Below are 18,490 nucleotides of genomic sequence, written 5' to 3' on the forward strand. Positions count from 1 at the left end.
CGGCATGACGGACGACCGCCGCGGCCACGACCCCGACCGCACCCAGGTGATCCGCACCGGTGGTGCGGGTGCCCGGCCGGGTCAGCAGCCCGGTGGGCGCGCCCCCGACGCCCCGCCCGGGTCCGGCGTCCGGCGCCCGGGGCAGCCCGGCCAGCCGACCGGCCGGGGCGCCTACGACGCGTACGGCGAGCCGACCCGCGCGGTCCCCGTGCGGCCCGGTGGCCGGCCGGACGGACCCGGCGGGCCGAGCCAGCCGGGTCAGCCCGGTCAGCCCGGTCAGCCGCTGCGGCCACCGGTCGACCCCCGGCGGCGGCGTCGGCGACGGGCTCGGCTGGTGCGCACGATCGTGCTGCTGCTGGTGCTCGCGGTGATCGCCTACCCCTTCCTGGTGGCGCAGCACGCCTGGAGCCACCTCGACAAGACGGCCGCGCTGCCCGCGGGCGGCGCCGACACCCCCGGGCGCACCTACCTCGTCGTCGGTTCGGACTCCCGGCGCGGGCTGACCAAGGCGCAGCGCAAGGCGCTGCACACCGGCGGCGACGTCGGGCAGCGCACCGACACGATCATGCTGCTGCAGGTGCCGGCGTCCGGACCGACGGTGCTCATGAGCATCCCGCGCGACTCGTACGTGTCGATCCCCGGGCGGAACAAGAACAAGATCAACGCGGCGTTCTCGTACGGCGGGGCGAAGCTGCTGGCGCAGACCGTCGAGGAGAACACGAAGATCCACGTCGACGACTACGTCGAGATCGGCTTCGGCGGGTTCGCCACGATGGTCGACGCCGTCGACGGCGTGCAGATCTGCCCGAAGCGGAACATGGACGACCCGAAGGCCGGCATCGACCTGAAGAAGGGGTGCCAGCCGGCCGACGGCAGGACCGCCCTCGGCTACGCCCGCGCCCGCTACAGCGACCCGCGCGGCGACCTCGGCCGGGTCGAGCGCCAGCGCGAGGTGCTCGCGGCGATCGTCGGCAAGGCCTCGTCGCCGGGCACGCTGGCCAACCCGTTCAAGACGTTCCCGCTGGCCGGCGCCGGCGGCGACTCGCTGCAGGTCGACGACGGCATGAGCCGCTACGGCCTGGCCCGGTTCCTGCTCGGCATGAAGAGCACCGGCAGCGGCAAGGGCGTCTCGCTCACCGTGCCGGTCTCGGGCACGGGCTCGCGCCCGGGCGCCGGCTCGGTCGTGCTCTGGGACGACGCGAAGGCCGAGACCGTGTTCGCCGCCCTGCGCAAGGGCGACACCACGGCCGTCAAGGCCGTCGCCGACCAGCAGAAGGCAGCCCTGAAGTAGCGCCGAGCTGCGAGTACCGGTTCACCCGACGGCGTGTCGGTGAACCGGTGCTCGCATCTCGGCGGTGAACCGCGTCGAGACCGCTGTCGTGGCACGGAGGCGGGTGCTCCGTTCGGAGCAAGCCGCCGCCTGCCCCCGCCCGGCACGTTGCCGGGCGCCCCGACGATGAGTGAGGCTTCTTGATGACCATCACCGGACCGGTCGACGCAGATGGTTTTCGCGCCCACCTGGCTGCCGTCGCTCCCGGCTGGGTGGGGCGTGAGCCCGCTTCGGAGGCGGCTCTGCTCGCGGCCGAGCAGCGACTCGGCGTGCGGTTGCCGCCCAGTTACCGGGCGTTCCTGGCCTTCAGCAACGGCGGTGACCACGAGGACAGCGATCCGGAACAGGTCACGGCCTTGTACTCGCTCTTTCCTGTGGAGCAGGTGCAGTGGTGGCGCGACAACGGGCTGGAGGAGACGATCGACGGCTGGGAACACTATGACGACGACGAGCCCGAGCTGCGGCTGGCGATGCGAGCCAGCTTGCTGATCGCCGATGGTGACGACGGCGGGCTCTGGTACCTGGACCCGACGAAGATCGAGGACGGCGAGTGGCGCGCCTGGACCTGGTGGCCCGGATCGGGCGAGGAGCCCACATCGGAGTCGAGCTTCGGCGCGAAGGTGGTTGCCGAGGTCTGGTGACCTGTGCGGCCGCTGACCGCAGGGTGGGCCTCGCATCCCGGCGGGGATCAGCCGACGAGCCGGAGGGTGCGGGGCGAGGTGCCGACCCGCACCCGCTCGCCGTACCCGACGGTGAGCCGGTCGGTCTCGAGCCCGTCGCCGAACACCACCAGCGCGTCCGACTCGACCGAGAGCACCAGCCGCTCGGCCGGCTGCAGCAGCCCGAGGGTGCGGCTGGTGCCGGTGGCCGGCGACGGCCAGGCCTCGCGCACGAACCACGCCGCCGTCGGGTCGGACGGCGCGGGCAGCACGACCTCGGCCGACCGCTCGCGCACGATCGACGCCGCCCACCCCGTCGCCCCGGTGCCCGTGCACACGAGCACGCCGGACGACGACTGGCGCTCGCTGCCGTCGTCGAGCTCGAGCAGGTAGCGCGCCGACTGGTGGCTCGGGTGGCCGACGAACACCTCGTTCAGGGCGTCGAGCTGCTGGCCGTCGTCGAGCGCCGCCCGCACCATCGCCCGCGGCTGCAGCGTCGCGCGCCCGGCCACGACCGCGGCGAGCAGGTGCGCGACCTGCCCGGCGGTGTGCCGCACCAGCACCCCGAGCTGCCGGCCCGGGGCGGGGTCGACGCCGATCACCGGCTGCCCGTCGAGGTACTTGGCGGTGTTGGCCACCAGCCCGTCCTGCCCGACCACGACCACGACGTCGCCGGGCTCGAACACGAACCGGTCGAGGTCGGCGCGCTCGACCTGCCCGCGCCGCCAGTCGGGCGGGATCGCCGCCGACACCTGGTGCAGCGCGGCCTGCTGCGCCTCGTGCCGTGCTTGGACGTCGTCGAGCGAGCGGCCGCGGGTGCCGAGCAGGAACCTGGCCTGCCCCAGCGTGCCGTGCCGCCCGACCAGCTCCTCGAGCTCGTCGCGGCGGTGCACCACGACGACCCGGGGGGCCGGGCTCACGACCGGTCGGTGCCGGCGCCCGGCAGCAGCCCGGTGAGCGCGCCGGTGAGCAGATCGGGCGTGATGTTCACGGCACCGACGTCGGGCAGGTGGCCGGCCAGCTCGCGCAGGGCGAGCGCCGACAGCAGCCGCGGGTCGACGTCGGCCAGGGCGAGCAGGCGGGCCCGCTCGGCGTCCGCCTCGGCCTGGCCGATGGTGCGGGCGCGGGCGCCCTCGGCGGCGGCGAGCACCGCCGAGCGGCGGACCTGCGCGCGGGCCTCGACGAGGGCGGCGGCGGCCTGCTCCTCGGCGCGGCGCCGGGCGTTGGCACCCTCCTGCGCGACGAGCTGCTGCTCTCGGGTCGCCAGCTCGATCCGGTTGGCCAGCTCGTTCTCGGCGATGGTCCGCTCGCGCTCGACGGCCAGCGCCCGCCGGTCGTTCGTCGCCTTGTCGGCCGCGGTCTGCGCCTGCTCGCGGGCGGGCGTCTGCAGCGCCCGCTCGAGGTCGGCATCGGCGCGGATCGCCACCACGCGGACGCCGAGCACCGCGATGCCCGTCGTGGCGAGCCGCTCGTCGGTGGTGAGGCCGGCGGTGAGCGCGGCGACCACGGGTGCGGCGCCGGCGGTCAGCGCGGCCTGCAGGTTCGCCCGCGACATGAGGTCCATGACGTGCCCGCCGGCGAGCTCGGTGACGACGTGCGCCACCTGCTCGAGCGGCGTGCCGGTCCAGCGGCCGGTGCCGAGGTCGATGCCGAAGTCGAGGCGGCTCGCGACCTGCGCGGGCTGCTCGAACCGGTAGGTGACGGTCGCCTGCACCGTGAGGTCCTGGAAGTCGGCGGTGCGGGCGTGCACCAGCAGCGGCAGCTCGCGGTCGTCGACCGGCACCTCGCTGATCGCGACGCTCAGCGGGCGGAACCAGAACGACTGGCCGGCGCCGTCGCGGCGCACCCTTCCCCGCTTGACCAGCACGACGTGCGAGGTCGTGGTCGACCGCAGGTGGCGTCCCCACGGGTAACGCCTGATCTCCGCCATCTGCGTGCTCTCCCCGATCCGTTGGTGGCCGGGCGAACACTAGCCAGTCAGTGCGCGGCGTCCTCGTCCAGCACCCGGCTGGTGGCCGGCTCGCGGCCGGCCGCCATGCGTCGGCGGGCACGCAGCGCCTCGATCCCCATCGGGATCACGGAGACCAGCACGACCAGGATGGCGAGCGCCTCGAGGTGGTCGCGGATGAGCGCGTAGCCACCGAGCCAGTGCCCGAGCAGCGTGACGCCGACACCCCAGATCACCGCGCCGAGCCCGGTCCAGAACAGGAAGACGCGGCGCGGCATCTCGGCCACGCCGGCCACGAGGGTCACGAAGGTGCGGACGATCGGCACGAAGCGGGCCAGCAGGATCGCCCGGCCGCCGTAGTGGTCGAAGAACGCGACCGTCTGGTCGACGCGCTTGGGCTTGAAGATGCGCGACCCGGGCTTGAACAGGGCGGGGCCGGCCCGGCGTCCGATCTCGTACCCGCAGACGTTGCCCAGGAACGCGGCGACGGCGAGGATCACGCAGATCAGCCACAGCGGCTGGTCGAGGTCGCCGCGCGCGGCGAAGAGCCCGACGGTGAACAGCAGCGAGTCGCCGGGCATGAAGAACAGGAACAGGCCGCACTCGGCGAACACGATGAGCGCGGTGCCCCAGACCGCGAAGGCGCCGAGCTGGTCGAGCAGGGTCTGCGAGTCGAGCCACGACGGACCCAGGGCGCTCATCACCCCATCAGGGTAGGTGGCCCACCTGGCCCGCCCCTACGCTCCCGGTGTGGATCCTGTGAGCGTCGGGGTGGGTCCGTGGCCGGGCACCTGGCCGGACGACGACCGCTACGACCCCGAGCTGCTGCGCGACGGCGACCGGCGCAACGTCGTCGACCGCTACCGCTACTGGACCGTCGAGGCGATCGTCGCCGACCTCGACCGCACCCGGCACCCGCTGCACGTCGCCATCGAGAACTGGCACAGCGACCTCAACATCGGCTCGATCGTGCGGACGGCGAACGCCTGCAACGTCGCGGCCGTGCACGTCGTCGGCAACCGGCGCTGGAACCGCCGCGGCGCGATGGTCACCGACCGGTACCTGCACCTGCGCCACCACGCGACGTCCGACGATCTCGTCGCCTGGGCCGCCGCCGAGGCGCTGCCCCTGCTCGGCGTCGACAACCTGCCCGGCGCGGTGCCGCTCGAGGGCTTCGCGCTGCCCCGCGACTGCGTGCTCGTGCTCGGGCAGGAGGGCCCCGGCCTGTCCGACCCGGTGCGCGCCGCCTGCGACGTCGTCCTGTCGATCGCGCAGTTCGGCTCCACCCGCTCGATCAACGCCGCGGCCGCCGGCGCCATCGCCATGCACGCCTGGATCGTCCAGCACGCGTGACGTCCGCCCGCGTCGGGCCGCATCGTGGCAACGGCCTTCGTCCTGGCAGCAGCCGTTGCCACGATCTCGCCATCGGGCACGAGAGTGCCCAGCAGGTGATCAGTCGCGGTCGAGCAGCCAGCCGTCGGGTGCGGCGAGGTCGGCGGCGGCGTCGGGGCCGTGCGAGCCGGGCTCGTACGGCAGGGCCTCGGGGCGCGCGTCGAGCACGGGGGTGACGACGTCCCAGGCGTGCTCGAGGCCGTCGGGGCGGGTGAAGAGCGAGCGGTCGCCGACGACGACGTCGTGGATGAGGCGGACGTAGGGCGGCAGCGGCTCGGCGCCCTCGACGGCGCCGAGCTTCAGCGACACGGTGGAGGTGGCGAGGTCGGTGCCCGCACCCGGCTCCTTCACGACCATGCCCAGGCCGATGGCGCCGTCGCCCGACAGGTCGAGCTGCAGCACGTTGCCGGCCGGCGGCACCGAGTGCAGGGGGCCGTCGTCCGGCGCGCGGAACACCAGGCTGACCCGCTGGGCGCTCTGCGCGAGCTGCTTGCCCGAGCGCAGCAGGAACGGCACGCCGTGCCATCGGTCGGTGTCGACCCACAGCCGGACGGCGGCGAAGGTGTCGGTGGTCGAGCCCTCGGCCACGCCCTCGGTGTCGAGGTACCCGTCGAACTGGCCGAGCACGACGTCCTCGGGCTCCAGGGGGCGGAAGGCGGCGACCACCGACTCGCGGGCGCTCTGCAGGTCGTCGGCGCCGAGCGACAGCGGCGGCTCCATCGCGACCTCGGCGGCCAGCTGGAACAGGTGGGTCACGATCATGTCGAGCAGCGCGCCGGTCTCGTCGTAGAACTCGCCGCGGTCGGCGACGTCGAGCGTCTCCGGGACGTCGATCTGCACCGCCCGCACGTGCTCGCGGTTCCACACCCGCTCGAACAGGCCGTTGCCGAACCGCAGCACGTGCAGGTCCTGGCTGGCCTCCTTGCCCAGGAAGTGGTCGATGCGGAAGACCTGCTGCTCGTCGAGCACCTCGTGCACCATGTGGTCGAGCTCGCGGAACGACGTCGGCGAGGTGCCGAAGGGCTTCTCGTAGACGACGCGGGCGCCCTCGGCGAGGTCGTGCTCGCCCAGGCCCTCGGTCACCTTCGCGAAGGCCGACGGGGGGATGGCCAGGTAGTGGACGAGCTGGGTGCCCTCGCCGAGCTCGTCGCGCGCGTCCTGCAGCACGTCGAGCAGGCTGCCCGGGTCGGACTTCTCGAACCCGCCGCCGGCGAAGCGCAGCCGCCCCCGGAAGTCGTCCCACGCCTCGCCCTCCGGCTCGGGGCCGAACTCGCGCAGGGCGTCCTCGACGCGCTGGGCGAAGTCCTCGTGCGACACGTCGCCGCGCCCGTTGCCCACCAGCAGCCAGCGCTCCGGCATCAGCCCGTGCTGCGCGAGCTGGAGGAACGCGGGCAGCACCATCCGCTTGGCGAGGTCGCCGGTGGCGCCGAACAGGACGAAGACGGTGGGGGGCAGCTCGCTCGACGGCATGGGCCCGAGTCTGCCCGGGCGGCGCGGCGGGCGCCCGCTCAGCGTGGCCGACGACCGACGTCGCACCCGCGACCGTCGCCCGCAGTTCACCGGTGCGACGCCTGGCGGTGGTGGGGTCTGCTCATGACCAGCGTCCCGTCCGCGCAGCGCGTCGCCCGCCGCCACCTCGGCCGTCTCTACCGTGGGGCGCTGCGGCGGGCGCTGGCCCCGGCCGCGCTGCCGGCGCCGCGCGACCTGCGACGGCAGCAGCAGGAGGTGGACGGGCTGCGGCGCGAGGTGCAGGCCGCCCACCGCCGGCTGGCCGAGCTCGGCGCGAGCCTCGACGCACTGCCGTCGCCCGAGCAGCTGCAGGCGACCGCCGCCGACGTCGAGCGGCGCCTCGAGGCGCTCGACCTGCTGCTGGGCGCCGACAGCAACCGGAGCACCCGCCTGCTGCGCCACCACCAGGCGCTCGCGCTGGCCCGGGAGGTGACGGCCGTGACCGGGGCCGAGAAGCCGTGGGGCGCGGTGGCGGCGGCCTACCGGACTGCCGTCGACCTGGAGCTGCACGGCATCGCGCGGATCGCCGGCGGCCTCACGAACGTCGTCGGCAAGCTCGCCACGGTGCCGCTGCTGCGGCCGCCGTCCGGCGAGGTGCTCGAGATCGGCGTGCTCTACGGGCTGTTCGCCGCGGGGCTGCACCGGCAGCTCGCGCGCACCGGCGCCGTCCCGTCGCTGACGCTCGTCGACCCGTTCGCGGGCGTGCAGCTGCAGCCGGGCACCGAGAGCGCGACGGACCCGACCGGGTCACCGGTCAGCGAGACGGTCGCCCGGCGCAACCTCGCCCTGGGCGGTGTGCCGGCCGACGGCTTCCGGCTGGTGACGGGGTACTCCGGCGACGCGGCGGTCCGGGCGCAGGTCGCCGACCGCCGCTACGGGGTGGTCGTGGTCGACGGCGACCACTCGTTCGAGGGCGTGCGGGCCGACCTGCTGTGGGTGCAGGACCTGCTCGAGCCCGGCGGCGTCGTGGTGCTCGACGACTACGGCGACCCGCGGTGGCCGGGCGTGCAGCAGGCCACCGACGAGCACCTCCGCGAGCACACCGGCCTGCGGATGCTCGGGCGGGTCTCGACGTCGGCGTTCCTGCGCCGGGTCGACTAGCGCCAGACGCGCCGGTGCGTGCGCACCTCGGGCGGCTTCGTCTGCTCCCACACCCGGCGCCAGGCGGCGGTGTCGGGGGCGGCACCGGACGGCGTGGTGCCGTCGGCGGCGCGGCGGGCGGCGGCCCACCAGGTGGTGGCGTCCTCGTCGAGCAGCTGCGCGACGGCGCGCTCGACGCGCTCGCCGAGGTCGCGCGGCCCCTCGCCCTCGGCGGGGAAGAGCGGGCGTCCGAAGCGCACGGTGACGGCCTGCCGCCCCGGCACCGGCCAGTTGCGTCCGCGCGGCATGGCGGCGTACGAGCCGCGCAGCGCGATCGGCACGACCGGCACCTTGTGCCGCAGCGACAGGAACGCGGCGCCGTGCTTGAAGGGGCGGGTCCAGCCGTCCGGCGAGCGGGTGCCCTCGGGGAACACCACGAGGCTCCAGCCGTTCTCGAGCAGCGACCCCGGCGTCGACGACAGCGACCCGGAGCGGCGCTCGATCGGGAAGGTGTTGAACACCATGGCGGACGCCGTGGCCCGCCACCAGGTGTCGAAGAAGTAGTCGGCGGCCGCGGCGACCGACGTCCGACGCCGCCACGCCGCGGGCAGGGAGGTGAGGATGAGCGGGGTGTCGAGGTGCGAGGTGTGGTTCGCGACGAACACCACCGGGCCCTGCAGGTCGTCGAGCACGTCGAGCCCGTGCACGGTGGGCTTCACCGAGCTGCGGATCACCGGGCGCAGGCCGGCCACCTGGATGCCGGAGCGCACCGCGCTGGCCGCGCGCGAGCGGGCCCACGCCGTCGGGAACGGCTCGGTGTGCCGCGGCTGCACGAACTGCTCGGCCGAGCGCGGCACCGCACCCCGTCGTCCCCACCGCCAGCCGCGCGCGACCAGCAGGACGTCGTCGCGAAGCCCCCTGGCGGCGCGACCGCCGGCCAGGCTCTTCACGACCTGCCCCACCGGCCCGGTCACTGCACGTCCGCGATGGCGACCGGCGGGTTGTGCAGGTACGTGACGGACGGCGAGCGCCCGACCGTGCCCGACACGATCTCCAGGGCGTCGCGCAGCGTGGAGGCGGTGCGGAACCCCATGCGCTGCACCGGTGCCTGCTCGGCGCCGACCCACACGACGTCGCCGACGTGGGCGACGGCCTTGGACACCTGGTACCACTGCTGGAACGGGTGCAGGCCGTGGTAGGCGTGCGAGGTGCGGTACAGGTGCGAGTACCAGGGGTCGCTCGCGTACTGCTCCTCGAAGCGCTCGGAGATCACCGCCGGGTCGGTCGAGCTGCTGAGCACCTCCTCGTAGAAGTCGAGGTAGCTCGGGTGGTGCAGCTGGTGGAAGTCGGGCGTCGCCGGGTGGTAGACGATCACCGCGCCGCCCTCGCGCACCAGCGGGCGGCCGGTGTGCGCGCGGAAGAACGTGCCGAGCGCGAGGCTCGCGGCGAGCACCGGGTTGGTGGTCGACCCGACGCTGTACGGCCCGGCGTACGGCACGCCCAGCACGAGCACGTCGCTCTGGCCCTGCACCTCGACGAGCTGCTGCTGCAGCGCAGAGCCGAGGGCGGTGCCGCGGGCGGCGCCGGGGTCGCCGGCGACGACCGCCGCCACCTGGTACGGCGCGTGCAGGCCGGCGAACACCTTGTGCCGCAGGCTCTTGGGGGCGAGGTCGAGCGCGCGGCGGGCGCCGATGACCGCGATCTGGTCGCGCACCCCCCACTCCCACTCGCGCTTGCTCAGGAAGGCCGACGAGCCGGACGGCGTGCCCGAGGTGAGCGTGACGGCGATCGTGAAGACCCGCGGCAGCTGCAGGGTCGCGTCGCCGCCGTCACCGCCGCCGGTCAGGCCGCCGCGCCGGCGCAGCGTCGTGGCCGAGGCCAGGCCCGCGGGCAGCGTGCCCACGGTGCTGGCGAACGGGTTCAGCGACACGTGCACCACGAGGTCGCTCTCGGCGACGCGGCGGTTCACCTCGACGTCGCGGCCGTCCTCGTCGTGGCCGACGGCGAGCAGCCCGCTGGCGTCCTCGGCGTCGTGGTTGCTCAGCGCGCCCTGGGAGGCGAACGACCGCAGCACCCGCTCGCCGAGCAGCTGGCCGAGCTCGACGGAGGTGAGCTTGCGGTGCAGGCCGTTGGCCACCACCAGCTCGACGTCGTCGACGCCGGCCGCGGCAGCGAGGGTCAGCACCTGCTCGACGACGCGCTGCCGCACGTCGGGCGCCGCCATCGACGGCACCGGGGTCGTCACGTCGTCGAACGTGATGGTCAGCCGCATGCCGGGGCGCAGCAGCTCGGCGAGCGGCTCGCTCTGCACCGGCTCGCGCAGCGCCCGCGCGATCGTGGCGTCGGCGTCGCGCACCGCGGCCAGCTGCTCCGGCGGGTAGACCACGCGGGTGCCGCGCGGGAAGGTCTCGAGCCGCAGGCCCTCGCCCTCGTGCACGACCAGCGGGGGAGTGCGGTCGTCGACCTCGAGCACGAAGCCAGGGCGGCTCACGACGTTCTCCTTCTGCTGCTCATCCTCTGCTCCGGACGTCGAAGCAGACCTTGACGGTGCCGAGCCGGCCCGCCTGGTGCGCGTGGTCGATGGCCTCGCGCCAGCGGTGCAGCGGGTAGCGTCCGCCGACCACGCCCTCGAGCGGCGAGGCGCCCACCAGCTGCGTCGCGACGTCGAACGCGTCGCCGTGCGAGGCGTACGCCCCGACGACCTCGAGCTCGCGCACCCACGCCGGCGACAGGTCGGCGCCGCTGGGCATGCCGCTCAGCACCACGCGGCCACCGGCGCGGGTCGAGCGCAGCACGGTGTCGGTCGACTCGGTGGTGCCCGCGGTGTCGACCGCGACGTCGACGCCGCCGAAGAGCATCTCGCCGGCGCCGGCCTCGCGCTGGGCGGGCGCGGGCAGGTCGCGCGGGCCCACCTGCAGCGCGCGCGACGTGCGGCGCACCGCGCGCAGCGCCTCGCCGGGCCGTGCCACGTCCGACGCCCCGAACCGCAGGGCCAGCTCGGCCTGCCGCGGGTGCTTGGCGATCACCGTGATGCGGCCGGCGTTCGTCAGCTCGCGCAGCGCCAGCACGGTGAGCAGGCCCGTGGTGCCGGCGCCCGAGACCAGCACCGAGCCGCCGTCCGGCACCTCGGCGCGGCGGGCGACGTTGACGGCGACGGCCGCGGGCTCGACGAGCACGGCGCGCTCGTCGGGGAGGTCGTCGGGCACGACGTGCAGCTGCGAGCGGTGGGCGGTGAACCGCTCGCCCCAGCCGCCGCCGGTGTCGCGGCAGAAGCCGGTCTGCAGGCCCGGCGACAGCTTGCCGACGGTCACGTGGTCGCAGCGGTTGGTCAGCCCCGAGGCGCACGACCCGCACGGCTCGATGCCGCGGGCGGCGCAGCGCAGCACCGGGTCGATGACCACGCGGGTGCCGCGCGGCAGGTCCTCGCAGTCGTCGACCAGCTCGCCGACGACCTCGCGGCCCGGCACGAACGGCATCGACACCAGGGCCGAGAAGTAGAGCGACGTCGAGCCGGTGACCGCGCGCACCTCGGCGCCGCTGATGCCCGACAGCAGCGGCCGCACCTTGACCCAGCCCGGACGCCGGATCTCGGGCTCGTCGCGCGTCACCAGCCGCAGCGGCGCCATCGGCCCCACCAGCAGGCCCGGCATCCGGCCGAGCGCGGCGCGGGCCACGGCGTACCGCGGGATCGAGCGGAACATCTCCAGGGCGAGGATCACGGCAGCGCCACCCCGGTCGTGTCGTGCCGGACGTCGGGGAACCGGCTGCGCGAGGCCGCCGGCGGCGTCCGCCAGTTCTCGACCGGCCAGCGGGCGGCGCGCGCGGCGCGGTAGAGCGCCACGTCGGGGGAGACGGCGGTGGGCCGGCCGACCGCGCGCAGCAGCGGCAGGTCGGACTGGCTGTCGGCGTAGGCGTACGAGCGCGACAGGTCGAAGCCGTGCACCTGCGCGAAGCGGGTCAGCCAGGCAGCGCGCGACTCGCCGACCATCGGCGGCGAGGTGAGGAACCCGGTCGCCCGGCCGTCGTCGTCGGCGGCGAGCTCGGCGGCGACGACGGTGTCGAACAGCGCCGCCAGCGGGCGGGTCAGCGGGCGGACGGCACCGGTGACGAGCACCGTGTGGTGCCCGGCCGCGCGGTGCTCGCGCACCCGGCGCAGGGCCGAGCCGCTCACCCGCTCGAGGACGTGCGGGGTGATGACCTCGTCGACGAGCGCGTCGAGCTGGTGCAGGTCGGCGCCCTCGTAGCGGCGGTGCACCTGGCGCAGGAACGCGCCGCGGTCGCGCCGCTCGGCCCGCACGTACGACGGCACGCGGCCGACCAGCTTGGCGATCTCGCGCACGCGGTCGGGCCCGTCGAGCTCGGGCATCCGCAGCCACAGGTAGTTCTCGACGACGTTCGACGACAGCAGCGTGCCGTCCATGTCGAAGATCGCCAGCACGCCCGCGGGGTCGCCGTCGAGGCGGCGCGGACCCGGCTCGGGGGCCACGCCGCGGCGCTTGCGCAGCGCGTCGGCCTTGCGCACCGGTGCGGTCACGGCCGGGCAGTGGATGTCGCGGAAGTAGTGCGTCCAGTCGACCACCGCGGTGTCGAACGCGAACAGCTCGACGTCGTCGGGGTCGAGGGCGCGGTGCAGCGCCAGCGTGTTGTCGTCGATGAACTGCAGCTCGACCTGCGTGTACGAGCGGTAGAGGTCGAGGAGCCGGCGCAGCATCTCGAGCCGCGACCGCGTGCGGTCGAGCTGGCGGGCGAAGTCGCGCACGCGGTCGCTGCGCGGCAGCATCCCCAGGGCACGGTCGGCCAGTCGGTGCGCCGTCTCGCCCTGCACGAGCACCCGCTCGACGGCGGTCGACCCCGGGAAGCGCCAGGTGGCCAGCGGCACCGCGCCGGTGACGCTGGCGTCGAAGGGGTGCTTCTCGAAGTGCTCGCGCACCAGCTCGTGCACCTGGGCGAACGTGCACGGGTTGCGGGCGCCGGTCGAGACGTGGAAGTACTGCGGCACACCGGGTTCGGGGTCGGTGGCGCAGACGGCGATGAGCGCGTTGACGACGTGGTCGATCGGCACGATGTCGATGACGCCGTCGGGGGACGCCGGGAACTCGGGCAGCTCGCCGCGGCCGTAGGCCATGATGATCGGCTCGGCCATCTTGTAGCCCTCGATCCACCCCGGGAACGGGTGCACGAGCGCGCTCTCGATGATGCTGGGCCGCACGATGCTGACCGGCAGCGCCGGGGCGCCGGGCAGGTCGCGGGAGGTGCCGCTGGTGAGCTCCTCGACGACCCGCTCGCCCATCGCCTTCGTGAACGTGTAGGCGTCGGTCCAGCCGAGGCTGCGGCCGCGCTCGCCGCCGGCGGCCTGCTGCTGCTCGCGCACCCAGTCGCGACGGCGGCGCTCGGCGTCCTGCGCGACGGTGATCGGGCCCGACCGGCCGTGCTCGCGCTGCGCCGCGGCGGTCAGCCTGGTCAGCACCTCGGGCTGGCGGGAGTCGTCCTCGATGCGCTGGGCGAGCCGCAGCCCGGCGTCGCGCTCGGCGCGCCAGTCGACGTCGTGGGCGACCGACGCCTCGGGCACCGCGTTGCGCCGCCGGCCCCCGACGTACGCCGTCGAGACGTGCACGTAGTGGATCTGCCGGCCGCCGGCGACCGAGGCCTCGACCACCCGCGTGACCAGGTTGTGCGTGCCGACGACGTTGGAGGTGAAGGCGTCCTGGATGCGCGGGTCGAACGACACGTCGCCCGCGCAGTGCACGACGACGTCGAGGTCGGTGGGCAGCTCGGGCACGTCGGCCAGGTCGCCCTCGACGACCTCGACCAGCGCGACCAGCGCGTCGAGCCCGCCGACCCGCTCGGCGGCGGCCGCGAACGTCGGACGGCGCAGCAGCTTGGCGATGCGGTCGCGGCCCGGCTGGCCCTGCTTCGGCCGCACCAGGCAGACCGGCCGCACGCCCGGCAGGTCGGTGAGCAGCCGCTGCAGCATGGCCTCGCCGACGAAGCCGGTGACGCCGGTCAGCAGGACGCGCCGTCCGTCGAGCTTGTCCCGCAGCCGCACGCGATGCCCTCCTGAGCCGGTCGACGCACCTGCCGACCGCCTGTCGACACCGCCGTTCATCCAACCACGAGCACGGCTAGTGCTCGGGTGCGAGCCCCCGCACGAGCATCGCCAGCAGCCGGTCGTAGGTCGCGCCCGGGTCGGGCGAGCCGCCGATGCCGCGCAGCTCGAGCGACACCGCACCGTGCACGGCCGCCCAGATCTGCTGCGCCACGTCGGTCTCGTCGCCGTCCGCCAGCACCCCGGCGTCCATCGACTCGCGCACCAGGGCGACGAGCGCGCCGAACGCGTCCGACATCGTGTCGACGGTGGCCTGGCACGGGTTCACCGCACCGGCCGCGCCCTCGAACATCACCGCGTAGTACTGCGGGTACCGGAGCGCGAACTCGCGGTAGCGCTCGCCGGACGCCACCAGCCGGCGGGTCGGGTCGACTTCGTCGCGGCCGGCCACCGCCGCGCGCAGCAGCTCGAAGCCGCGTCGCAGCAGCGCCTCGACCAGGCCGTCCTTGCCCCCGAAGCGCGAGTAGACGCCCATGGGCGCGACCCCGGCCTCGGCCGCGACGGCGCGCACCGTGAGCGCGGCCGGCCCCTGCCGCACCAGCACGGTCGCGGCCGCGTCGACCAGCGCGGGCTCGACGTCGGCGGTCGGCGTGCGGCGGGTCGCGCTGGTGGTCACCGGCACATCCTGTCACCCAGGGTCCTTGACAGTGGAACGCCGTTCCATAGAACATCGTGCCATGACGATGGAACAACGTTCTACAAGCGCCCTTCCGGCCCGCGACGACCGGCGCTGGTGGGTGCTCGCCGTGCTGTGCCTGAGCGTGCTGCTGGTCTCGATCGACAACACGATCGTGAACGTCGCGCTGCCGACCATGAGCCGCGAGCTGCGCGCCGGCACCAGCGCCCTGCAGTGGGTGGTCGACGGCTACACGCTGGTGTTCGCCGGGCTGCTCCTGGTGGCCGGGCACCTCGGCGACCGGTTCGGCCGGCGCCGCACCCTGCAGGTCGGCCTCGTCGCGTTCGCCGTCACGTCCGGCCTGACGTCGCTCGCCGACACCACCGGCCAGCTCGTGGCCGGGCGAGCGGCGATGGGCGCGGCCGCCGCGCTCGTCTACCCCGCCACCCTCGCCCTGCTCTCGGGCGCCTTCCGCGACCCGCGCGAGCGGGCGACCGCCATCGGCGTCTGGTCGGGCGTCAGCGGGCTGGCCGTCGCGCTGGGACCGGTCAGCGGCGGGCTGCTGCTCGAGCACTTCTCCTGGTCGTCGGTGTTCGTCGTGAACGTGCCGCTCGCGCTGCTGGCCCTCGTCGCCGGACGTCGCCTGCTGGTCGAGTCGCGCTCGGCCGAGCCCGGCCGCTTCGACCTCGCCGGCGCGGTGCTCTCGGTCGCGGGGGTCGGCCTGCTGGTCCGGACCCTCATCGAGGCGCCGGGCAACGGCTGGGCGTCGCGGACGACGGTCGGCGGCCTGACGCTCGCGGTCGCCCTGCTCGTGGCGTTCGCGCGGCTCGAGGCGCGTCTCGCGCACCCGCTGCTCGACGTCCGGCTGTTCACCGACCGGCGGTTCTCCGCCGCCTCGGGCGCCATCGCGCTGGCCTTCTTCGCGCTGTTCGGCTTCATCTTCCTGATCACCCAGTACCTCCAGGTGGTGCGCGGCTACGGCACCCTGCGGGCCGGTGTCGCGACGCTGCCGTTCGCGATCGTCACGGGCGCGCTGTCACCCGTGGCGATCGTGCTGATGAAGCGGCTCGGCACGACCCGCGTGGTCGCAGCGGGCCTGGCGCTGATGAGCGCCGGCTTCGTGCTGGCCGCGACCACGCAGCTCGACTCGGCCTACTGGGGCCGCGTCGTCGCCGCGATGGTGCTGATAGCCGCCGGGCTCGCGCTCACGACCGGCCCCGCGACGGACGCCGTCATGGGCGCCCTGCCGCCCGACCGCGCCGGGGCCGGGTCGGCCGTGAACGACACCACCCGCGAGATCGGCGGCACGCTCGGCGTCGCCGTCGTCGGCTCGGTCATGAGCTCGGTCTACGGCCCGCAGGTCGCCGACGCGCTGCGCGCCCTGCGCCTGCCCGCACCCGCCGTCGACGCCGCCCGCGAGTCGCTGGTGGCCGGCCTGACGGCGGTGCAGCAGCTGCCCGGACCCGTTGCGGCACAGGGGGTCCGGGCCGTGCAGGAGGCGTTCATGAGCGGCCTGCACGCCGGCTCGTTCGTCGCCGCGGGGGCCACTGCCGTCGCCGCGATCGCGACCCTGCTGCTGCTCCCCGCCCGGCACCGCGCACCGGTGGTGGACTCCTTGGTTCCGCCTCCCAGGCCGGTTTCCGCCGTCCAGACCGCTCCGCAGGCGGCAGAAGCGGTCTGAGCGGCGAAGGGAATGGGGGGTGGCGCCGGGCGGGTGCCGAGGCCCGTTTCCGGCCGTCCAGACCGCTCCGGCGGCCGCAGAGGCGGTCTGGGCCACACGTGCGGCCGACGACCGGCCGGTCGGTGCCACACGAGCAAACACTTAACTGGTTTCAAGGGTGTCCCACCAGTTGAGTAGCGAGCCACGTGACAGGTATTCGAATGTCGAGAGGAGCATCGGGGCTTCCTTCGCATCCCAAACGCCACCGAGTCCGCCTGAGTTAAGCCCCCAGGGCACCTCTTGTATGGCGCCATCCTCTTCTGCTCGGGGTCGTTCGAGCATCGGCAGCGGAAATGGCTTTCCGCTGTGGAGAGCAGTTGAACGATGGTCGTAGATGAGCTTGGCGTGCTGATCCATCTTGGTCCAGTCCAGAGCGCCGAAGGTCGGGCGGACGTCGGGTGGCTCTGGGGCGCACTCTGTCAGGAAGTCGACGAACTTCTTCTTCGCGCGGATTTGAGGCGCTATTCGCTTAGAGACCTTGGCGCGCGTCACGTCGTCCGCAGTTTCCAGTACCGCCCACAGGTCCGGCCAAAGGTCTGCGACGAGCTCCTCGGGCGGGGAGTGCCCTTTTTGGCGGTGACTTGCCGCGATCTCGACAGCAGTCACCATCTGCAGCCATGCTTGATTCTGGTCTTCGTTAGACCACCACAGACCAGCGGCATATGCGCGGGCGGCGCGGATGAGTGCGACCTGATCCTCCTCAGCGAGACCGGGAAAAGATGCTAGGCGGCCGAGTTGACCGAGATCAGCTGGTCTAATCAGCGCCGCGGGAATGTACTCGTATCCGAGGCGCCCCGGATGAGTGAGAGGCGGCACCTCGAGAAGAATCGGCGGATGCCGTTCGCCGTGGTCGTGGATTCCCGAGAGCCGCGAGGTCCCGGCTACTCGAAGGCGCACCCCAAGGCACAACGAGGCCAGCGCGGCGATCTCGTCGCTGGCATTGCCTCCGTGATAGGCGTCCGAGTTGGCAGGAACCAGTTCGCCGTCTATGACCACATCTGGGGCGAGATTGGCGTGTACGCCCACGTGCAGCCTGATCGCCGGCCGAATTGCAGGCGCACCATCACGAGCCTCCCGGCCCATGATGGCGGACAGTGAGTAAGGACCATGAATCGACGGGCCCCCGACGAAGTGCCGGTCGGAGTAGAGCTCATCGTCAGCGTTTTCAATCTCTGCGTACTGGCGATTATAGGCATTCCAATTTCGCCAAGCGTCAGTGCCCACGGCGACAGCATCGCAGCGCTGCCCCGTCTCGATCAATGATCCAGGTGACGGCGGCGCTGCGACGCCGTCGTGAATTGCTAGGTAGCTCCCGGCCGGGGTCAGTGCGGTGCCAGCTCGGTGACCAGCGGGACGACGTCGGCGATGGAGTCGAGCACGCGGGTCGGGCGGTACGGGAACCGCTCGACCTGCTCGCGCTTCGTCGACCCGGTCAGCACGAGCAGCGTGCGCAGGCCGGCCTCGAGCCCGCTGATGACGTCGGTGTCCATCCGGTCGCCGATCATCACGGTGGTCTCGGAGTGGGCGTCGATGCGGTTCAGGGCGGTGCGCATCATCAGCGGGTTCGGCTTGCCGATGTAGTACGGCGTCACGCCGGTCGCCCGGGTGATGAGCGCGGCGACCGAGCCGGTGGCGGGCAGCGAGCCCTCGTTCGACGGGCCGGTCGCGTCGGGGTTCGTGGCGACGAAGCGCGCGCCGGCGTCGATGTGCCGGATCGCCTGGGTGATCGCGCTGAACGAGTAGGTGCGGGTCTCGCCGAGCACCACGTAGTCGGGGTCCCGCTGGGTGAGCACGTACCCGATCTCGTGCAGCGCGGTCGTCAGCCCGCTCTCGCCGACGACGAAGGCCGTGCCGCCCGGCCGCTGGTCGTCGAGGAACTGCGCGGTGGCCATGGCCGACGTCCAGATCGCGTCCTCGGGCACCTCGATGCCGCTGGTGCGCAGCCGGGCCTGCAGGTCGCGCGGGGTGTAGATCGAGTTGTTCGTGAGCACCTGGAAGCGACGACCGCTCGACTGCAGCGCCGCGAGGAACTCGCTGGCCCCCGGGATCGCGTGCTCCTCGTGCACCAGCACGCCGTCCATGTCGGTCAGCCAGCACTCGACCGGCTTGGTCGTCGTCATGATCTGATGA

General features: G+C 73.8%; 16 protein-coding genes. 5 read left to right on the plus strand and 11 right to left on the minus strand.

Annotated elements, in window-relative coordinates:
• Nucleotides 1-4: 4 nt before the first annotated feature.
• Both ACYVI6_RS00425 and ACYVI6_RS00430 read left to right on the plus strand, forming a co-directional pair.
• The gene (locus tag ACYVI6_RS00425; protein WP_460444470.1) at nucleotides 5-1,291 is read left to right on the plus strand and encodes an LCP family protein; all 1,287 of its coding nucleotides are present in this window, start codon (nucleotides 5-7) and stop codon (nucleotides 1,289-1,291) included.
• 182 nt (nucleotides 1,292-1,473) lie between these two features.
• The gene (locus tag ACYVI6_RS00430) at nucleotides 1,474-1,971 is read left to right on the plus strand and encodes an SMI1/KNR4 family protein (protein WP_460444471.1); all 498 of its coding nucleotides are present in this window, start codon (nucleotides 1,474-1,476) and stop codon (nucleotides 1,969-1,971) included.
• Between the two features lie 47 nt (nucleotides 1,972-2,018).
• Here the strand turns inward: ACYVI6_RS00430 and ACYVI6_RS00435 are convergent, their stop codons facing one another.
• Genes ACYVI6_RS00435 through ACYVI6_RS00445 form a run of 3 tightly spaced genes read right to left on the minus strand, consistent with a single transcriptional unit; the run spans nucleotide 2,019 to nucleotide 4,638 of the window.
• The gene (locus ACYVI6_RS00435) at nucleotides 2,019-2,909 is read right to left on the minus strand and encodes an NAD(+)/NADH kinase (RefSeq protein ID WP_460444472.1); all 891 of its coding nucleotides are present in this window, start codon (nucleotides 2,907-2,909) and stop codon (nucleotides 2,019-2,021) included.
• Nucleotides 2,906-3,919: an SPFH domain-containing protein gene (locus tag ACYVI6_RS00440; RefSeq protein ID WP_460444473.1), complete on the minus strand. Its 1,014-nt coding sequence runs from the start codon at nucleotides 3,917-3,919 to the stop codon at nucleotides 2,906-2,908. Before ACYVI6_RS00440 ends, ACYVI6_RS00435 begins: the two co-directional genes overlap by 4 nt.
• A 47-nt stretch (nucleotides 3,920-3,966) precedes the next feature.
• Nucleotides 3,967-4,638 carry a DedA family protein gene (locus ACYVI6_RS00445; RefSeq protein WP_460444474.1) on the minus strand — a complete coding sequence of 224 codons (672 nt, stop codon included), beginning with the start codon at nucleotides 4,636-4,638 and terminating at the stop codon, nucleotides 3,967-3,969.
• 49 nt (nucleotides 4,639-4,687) lie between these two features.
• Between ACYVI6_RS00445 and ACYVI6_RS00450 the strand changes: the two genes are divergently transcribed.
• Nucleotides 4,688-5,290, plus strand: a complete 603-nt coding sequence (locus ACYVI6_RS00450; RefSeq protein ID WP_460444475.1) for a TrmH family RNA methyltransferase — start codon at nucleotides 4,688-4,690, stop codon at nucleotides 5,288-5,290.
• Between the two features lie 99 nt (nucleotides 5,291-5,389).
• On the opposite strand, the gene ACYVI6_RS00455 is transcribed toward ACYVI6_RS00450, so the two are convergent.
• Nucleotides 5,390-6,799, minus strand: a complete 1,410-nt coding sequence (locus tag ACYVI6_RS00455; protein ID WP_460444476.1) for a glucose-6-phosphate dehydrogenase — start codon at nucleotides 6,797-6,799, stop codon at nucleotides 5,390-5,392.
• Between the two features lie 123 nt (nucleotides 6,800-6,922).
• Here ACYVI6_RS00455 and ACYVI6_RS00460 point away from each other — a divergent pair, with 123 nt between their 5' ends.
• Nucleotides 6,923-7,939, plus strand: coding sequence for a class I SAM-dependent methyltransferase (locus ACYVI6_RS00460; protein ID WP_460444477.1), 1,017 nt, complete (start codon nucleotides 6,923-6,925; stop codon nucleotides 7,937-7,939).
• On the opposite strand, the gene ACYVI6_RS00465 is transcribed toward ACYVI6_RS00460, so the two are convergent.
• The 5 genes from ACYVI6_RS00465 to ACYVI6_RS00485 form a co-directional block, all read right to left on the minus strand.
• The gene (locus ACYVI6_RS00465; RefSeq protein WP_460444478.1) at nucleotides 7,936-8,868 is read right to left on the minus strand and encodes a lysophospholipid acyltransferase family protein; all 933 of its coding nucleotides are present in this window, start codon (nucleotides 8,866-8,868) and stop codon (nucleotides 7,936-7,938) included. The genes ACYVI6_RS00460 and ACYVI6_RS00465 overlap by 4 nt on opposite strands.
• 20 nt (nucleotides 8,869-8,888) lie before the next feature.
• Entirely contained in the window at nucleotides 8,889-10,409 is a 1,521-nt protein-coding gene (locus tag ACYVI6_RS00470) for a lactate racemase domain-containing protein (protein WP_460444479.1), read from the minus strand.
• A gap of 19 nt (nucleotides 10,410-10,428) precedes the next feature.
• On the minus strand, nucleotides 10,429-11,637 hold the full coding sequence (locus ACYVI6_RS00475) for a zinc-dependent alcohol dehydrogenase (RefSeq protein WP_460444480.1): 1,209 nt from the start codon (nucleotides 11,635-11,637) through the stop codon (nucleotides 10,429-10,431).
• Nucleotides 11,634-13,964 (minus strand): HAD-IB family hydrolase, encoded by a 2,331-nt coding sequence (locus ACYVI6_RS00480; RefSeq protein WP_460444481.1) that lies wholly within the window; start codon nucleotides 13,962-13,964, stop codon nucleotides 11,634-11,636. Before ACYVI6_RS00480 ends, ACYVI6_RS00475 begins: the two co-directional genes overlap by 4 nt.
• A 76-nt stretch (nucleotides 13,965-14,040) precedes the next feature.
• Entirely contained in the window at nucleotides 14,041-14,640 is a 600-nt protein-coding gene (locus ACYVI6_RS00485) for a TetR/AcrR family transcriptional regulator (protein WP_460444482.1), read from the minus strand.
• 61 nt (nucleotides 14,641-14,701) lie between these two features.
• Between ACYVI6_RS00485 and ACYVI6_RS00490 the strand changes: the two genes are divergently transcribed.
• Complete coding sequence (locus ACYVI6_RS00490; RefSeq protein WP_460444483.1) at nucleotides 14,702-16,321, plus strand: DHA2 family efflux MFS transporter permease subunit; 1,620 nt, start codon at nucleotides 14,702-14,704, stop codon at nucleotides 16,319-16,321.
• 141 nt (nucleotides 16,322-16,462) lie between these two features.
• Here ACYVI6_RS00490 and ACYVI6_RS00495 read toward each other — a convergent pair whose 3' ends face one another.
• Together ACYVI6_RS00495 and ACYVI6_RS00500 are read right to left on the minus strand one after the other, a co-directional pair.
• Nucleotides 16,463-17,584, minus strand: a complete 1,122-nt coding sequence (locus ACYVI6_RS00495; RefSeq protein WP_460444484.1) for a hypothetical protein — start codon at nucleotides 17,582-17,584, stop codon at nucleotides 16,463-16,465.
• A 98-nt stretch (nucleotides 17,585-17,682) separates the two neighbouring features.
• Nucleotides 17,683-18,480, minus strand: a complete 798-nt coding sequence (locus ACYVI6_RS00500) for an HAD-IIA family hydrolase (protein ID WP_460444485.1) — start codon at nucleotides 18,478-18,480, stop codon at nucleotides 17,683-17,685.
• Between the last annotated feature and the right edge of the window lie 10 nt (nucleotides 18,481-18,490).

This window comes from Angustibacter aerolatus (assembly GCF_054776675.1).

Bases quoted from the DNA above. Each gene is read 5' to 3' on its own strand.
- ACYVI6_RS00425 (WP_460444470.1), top strand. From the start codon at position 5: ATGACGGACGACCGCCGCGGCCACGACCCCGACCGCACCCAGGTGATC.
- ACYVI6_RS00430 (WP_460444471.1), top strand. From the start codon at position 1,474: ATGACCATCACCGGACCGGTCGACGCAGATGGTTTTCGCGCCCACCTG.
- ACYVI6_RS00440 (WP_460444473.1), bottom strand. From the start codon at position 3,919: ATGGCGGAGATCAGGCGTTACCCGTGGGGACGCCACCTGCGGTCGACC.
- ACYVI6_RS00445 (WP_460444474.1), bottom strand. From the start codon at position 4,638: ATGAGCGCCCTGGGTCCGTCGTGGCTCGACTCGCAGACCCTGCTCGAC.
- ACYVI6_RS00455 (WP_460444476.1), bottom strand. From the start codon at position 6,799: ATGCCGTCGAGCGAGCTGCCCCCCACCGTCTTCGTCCTGTTCGGCGCC.
- ACYVI6_RS00460 (WP_460444477.1), top strand. From the start codon at position 6,923: ATGACCAGCGTCCCGTCCGCGCAGCGCGTCGCCCGCCGCCACCTCGGC.
- ACYVI6_RS00490 (WP_460444483.1), top strand. From the start codon at position 14,702: ATGACGATGGAACAACGTTCTACAAGCGCCCTTCCGGCCCGCGACGAC.
- ACYVI6_RS00500 (WP_460444485.1), bottom strand. From the start codon at position 18,480: ATGACGACGACCAAGCCGGTCGAGTGCTGGCTGACCGACATGGACGGC.